Origin of the sequence: Halobacteriovorax sp. (genome assembly GCF_041587335.1) — a bacterium.
Classification (GTDB): domain Bacteria; phylum Bdellovibrionota; class Bacteriovoracia; order Bacteriovoracales; family Bacteriovoracaceae; genus Halobacteriovorax.
Window position 1 is genome coordinate 1 of record NZ_JBFGYP010000170.1, and the last position, 4964, is coordinate 4964.

The window sequence follows — 4964 nt, forward strand, 5'->3', positions numbered from 1 at the left end:
GACTTAAAGTAATTAATTTATAACTTTCTTCAGTAGATGAATTAAATCAGATGGAAATTCATCTACTGTTTCATATGCCTTAAAGATTCCTAGTCCTAATTTTGTTTTAACTATATCTCTAAATCTATATTTTCTATTGTTAGAATCTATCTCTTCTGGCCTGTAGGTATATTGATTGGTGATATTTAAATTATAGTATCCTAGTAGGTTGCTTCTTCGTAAAATGTTCAACCATTCATTTAGAGGTATAGCCCTGTCAGAAACTGAAGGGTCTAAGATATAGGGAGTGATCTGATCTTTATTCTGAACATATAATATGGGAGCAACATGATGGACCCAGCTTATACCTCCAAGCGAAATATCTCCAATAAGAAATGCTTTTGCAGAGCTTAGGCACATTTTATCCATAATCCTTACCATTTCATGGGCCCTGGCTTCACATCCCATTTTCTTGTAATCAAATGGAATATATCGCTTAGATTTCAATAAATTAAATATTTGTTGAATCTCATCTAATGAAACTTTAGAAATGTCTAAGTCATCTTCAATACTCATACTCAAACGAATTCCAGACTCTTTAGAAATTTTGAAATTTTCTACTTTGGCCTCTATCTTTGCGTCAAAGCATTTGTCCTTTAGAGCATTTGCTAAAGTTGAGTGTGTAGATAGAAATAGTATAAGTAGAATAAGTTTCATATAAGCCTCGAGGCATCATCATACTTCAGAAAAGGTACCTATTTAGAAGTATTGAAGATTATTCAGGCCATGGCATCTTCTTAGACACTTTGAAGAGAATATCTGAGTCTAATAAAAACAGTGGGTTAAGTTGTTGGTGGGACCAGAGGACAGCCTATTGATTGGCTTTTTATTATTTTTTTGACTTGCTACCCTTGACGATGGTCCAATTAACCCCATTTTACACATAAGTTAAATTTAAAAATATTCTTATTAACCTTTAAGGAGGACCTATGCAGGTAAGACCACTTCAAGACAGAGTTTTAGTAAAGAGACTAGAAGAAGAAACAAAGACTGCCGGAGGAATTATTATTCCTGATAACCACGCAGAAAAGCCAGTTCAGGGAGAAATCGTTTCTGTTGGACCAGGTTATAGAAAAGAAGACGGATCTTTTAGAGCTCTTGATGTTAAGGCCGGAGACAAAGTACTTTTCGGTAAATATGCTGGAACTGATGTAAAAGTTGAAGGGACAGATTTTTTAATTATGAAAGAAGACGATATCCTAGGCGTTCTTCAATAAGAAATATTAACACTACCTTTTTAGGAGAATAAATCATGGCAAAAGAATTAAAATATAGCGAAGATGCAAGAACACTTATCCTTAACGGAGTAAACACTTTAGCAAATGCTGTTAAAGTAACTCTAGGTCCTAAGGGAAGAAATGTAATTATCCAAAAGTCTTTCGGGGCTCCTCATATTACTAAAGATGGTGTTTCAGTAGCTAAAGAAATTGAAATTGAAAACAACTTCGAAAATATGGGCGCACAAATGGTTAAAGAAGTTGCTCAAAAAACTAACGAAGATGCTGGTGATGGGACAACTACAGCGACTGTACTTGCTCAAGCAATCTATAGAGAAGGTGTAAAGCTTGTTACTGCTGGTCACAATCCAATGGATTTAAAAAGAGGAATCGACATTGCTGTTGAAAAAGTAGTTGGAAAGCTTCAAGAGATGTCTAAAGAAGTTAAGTCTTCTGAAGAAATTGCTCAAGTTGGTACAATTTCAGCTAACAACGATACTGAGATTGGTTCATTAATTTCTGAAGCGATGGCAAAAGTTGGAAACAATGGTGTTATCACTATCGAAGAATCTAAAACAGCTGAAACAACTCTTGATGTTGTTGAAGGGATGCAATTTGATAGAGGTTACCTATCTCCTTACTTTGTAACTAATCCAGAAAAAATGGAAACAAACTTTGATTCACCAATGATTCTTATCACTGATAAGAAAATCTCAAACATGAAAGAATTAGTTCCAGTTCTTGAAAAAGTAGTTCAAGCTTCTAAGCCACTTCTTATCATTGCTGAAGATGTAGATGGTGAAGCTCTAACAACTCTTGTTGTTAATAAGCTAAGAGGAACTTTAAATGTATGTGCAGTTAAAGCTCCAGGTTTTGGTGATAGAAGAAAAGAAATGCTTAAAGACATTGCAATCCTAACTGGTGGAACTGTAATTTCTGAAGAGCTTGGTATGTCTATTGAGTCTACAGAGCTTGAGCACTTAGGTTCAGCTAAGAAGATCACAATCGATAAAGAAAATTCTACAATTGTTGATGGCGCTGGTGATAAAGATGCAGTTGATGCAAGAGTTGCTACAATTCAAAAGCAAGTTGAAGAGTCTTCTTCTGACTATGACAAAGAAAAACTACAAGAAAGACTAGCTAAGCTTTCTGGTGGTGTTGCTGTAATCAACGTTGGAGCTCCAACTGAAACAGAAATGAAAGAGAAGAAAGATAGAGTAGAAGATGCTCTTAACGCTACTAGAGCAGCAGTTGAAGAAGGAATTGTTGTTGGTGGTGGTTCTGCACTTGTTCACGCTTCTACAGTCCTTGAAGGACTAGAAGGTTCAAGTCCAGAAGAAACTTTTGGAATTAAAATTGTAAGAAGAGCTACTGAAGAGCCTCTTAGACAAATTTCTGCAAATGCTGGACTTGAAGGGTCGGTAGTTGTGAATGATGTTAAGAGAAAAGGTGATGTTAATTACGGTTTCAATGCAAGACTTGGAAAGTATGAAGATTTAGTTGCAGCTGGAATTATTGATCCAACTAAAGTAACAAGATCTGCACTTCAAAATGCAGCTTCTGTTTCTGGATTAATGCTTACTACTGAAACAATGATTGCTGATCTTCCTAAAGAAGAGTCTGCTCCAGCTGGAATGCCAGGTGGAATGGGTGGAATGGGCGGAATGCCGGGAATGATGTAATCAGTCCAGTTTTACCAATTTTAAAATCATAAAAAAACTAAGGCCACCTTCAAAAGGTGGCCTTTTTTATTGGAACGACAATATCTTGTGTTTATAGTGGTTCAAGATGATGAAAATATTATTAAAGATGATATCTTTATTTGCTGTTTTGCTCTGATAGGTCTATTTTACAATTAGCTATTCTATTTTAGGGGAGCTATCCCCCTCAAGTTTTTCTGCCTAGAAAACTACATAAGTTTTGCCTAGAATGTTAATTAGAATACTAATAACTTCAGTTACTACTAAGTAGTGAAAGCGTGAAAATGAAATCATTTATAAAAGTTAGATATATTCTCTTAGGAAAATTTCTTAAAGATTCAATCAGTGAGGATAGAACTTACTTCGCTCTAACTTTAATTGTTGGGTTTTTATCAGCTCTTGTCGTATTAGCTCTACACCATGGGGTTCTACTTTTAAGAGAAATATTTAAAACATCGGGTACTTTCACCTGGGAGAGTTTTTTATATGGTGGGATCGCTATCTTTATTTCTGGATGGCTTACAACCAGGTTTCTTCCATGGACTGCTGGTTCAGGAATTCCAAATGTTAGGATCGCGCTTGCTGTTTTTCATGGAAAAATTTCATTTAAAGATACTGTTGGAAAGTTTTTTACTTCTCTACTTTCTCTAGGTTCAGGAGTGTCTCTTGGACTAGAAGGCCCTGCTGTTGCGACTTCTGCGGGCCTAGGATCTTTTTTAGGCAATTTCTTTTCTCTTTCAAAGAAAAGAGTTCAGGCGTTAGTTGCGGTTGGAAGTGCTAGTGGGGTTGCTGCAGCTTTTCACACTCCAATATCTGCTGTGGTCTTTACCCTTGAAGAAGTTGTAGGTGACTTAAATGCAAAAATCCTAGGATCTATAATTATTTCTAGTGTAATTGCTGTTGTGACTTCGCAGATGCTTACTAATACAACAGAGGTCTTCCAAGAAGTTCACTACAGGTTAACTGATCATAGAGAGTTAATCTTTTATCTTATTATTGGCCTATCCGCTTCTTTTGTTGGACCTCTTTGGATGGGGACAGTTCTTAAATTTAGAGAGTTTAATCAAAAGTTTATGAATAACCATAAACTATCTTTTATAATGATTGCTTTTTGCTGTGTAGGTCTACTAAGCCAGATTCACCCTGGAGTTATTGGTAGTGGTAGTGGAACTTTAGAGGGGACCTTATTATCTTTAATTCTTGATCCCAAAATCTTAATAACACTCTTTATTTTAAAATTTATCTCAACTTCAATTTGTTACTCAAGTGGTATGAGTGGCGGTCTATTTATGCCAACTCTTTTCATGGGTGCAACCATGGGAAGCTTTATTGGAGTAACTTGTTCTTACTTTTTCCCAGATATTACAACTCTCAGTGGCGCCTATGCGCTCGTTGGTATGGGAGCATTCTTTGCTGCTGTGATTAGGGCCCCGTTTACTTCAATTTTAATGGTCTTCGAATTAACTAGAGATTATAATATTATTCTTCCTTTGATGATTGCAAATATAACTTCTTATGTGATCTCAGCTAAAATTGAAAATAAATCTATCTACGAAAAAATTTCTGAACAAGATGGAATACATTTACCAAGTCACGAAGATAATGAAATCTTAGAGTCTTTAAATGTTGAAGATGCAATGGAGTCAAACGTAGTAAGTCTAAGTGCCTCTCTTAGTCTTATTGAGGCCTATAAAGGAATCAGAAAGGAGAGCATTTCAGGATACCCTATTCTAAGTAAGGGACGACTAATCGGAATGATTGCAAAGTCTGATATGAGTGCAGCAATTGGAAGAAAAGAGTTTGATAAAAAACTAGAACACCTCTGTGAAAAGAAAGTGATAAAGATCTATCCCGATCAGTCTTTGATGGTGGCCTTTCACAGGCTTAAAAGGTTTCAAATCTCTAGACTACCAGTTGTAAGTCGACTTGATGATAAGAGAATTGTAGGTGTTATTACTGCGCAGGATATCGTTAATAAATTTGGTTATGAGCTAACAGAATCCACTAA

Annotated in this window: 4 protein-coding genes; 3 read left to right on the forward strand and 1 reads right to left on the reverse strand. The window is 35.8% G+C overall.

The genetic code is table 11. The features are described from left to right. Positions 1-12 precede the first annotated feature (12 nt). Entirely contained in the window at positions 13-696 is a 684-nt protein-coding gene (locus tag ABX784_RS15395; RefSeq protein WP_372655952.1) for a protein-glutamine glutaminase family protein, read from the reverse strand. Between the two features lie 272 nt (positions 697-968). Here ABX784_RS15395 and ABX784_RS15400 point away from each other — a divergent pair, with 272 nt between their 5' ends. The 3 genes from ABX784_RS15400 to ABX784_RS15410 all read left to right on the forward strand — a co-directional run. Then, a complete protein-coding gene (locus ABX784_RS15400; RefSeq protein ID WP_372655953.1) occupies positions 969-1256 on the forward strand; it encodes a co-chaperone GroES in 288 nt (95 codons plus the stop codon). A gap of 35 nt (positions 1257-1291) precedes the next feature. Further along, positions 1292-2938, forward strand: a complete 1647-nt coding sequence (groL, locus tag ABX784_RS15405; protein ID WP_372655954.1) for a chaperonin GroEL — start codon at positions 1292-1294, stop codon at positions 2936-2938. A gap of 302 nt (positions 2939-3240) precedes the next feature. After that, positions 3241-4964 (forward strand): chloride channel protein (locus ABX784_RS15410; RefSeq protein ID WP_372655955.1); only part of this gene is annotated, 1724 nt, incomplete at its 3' end.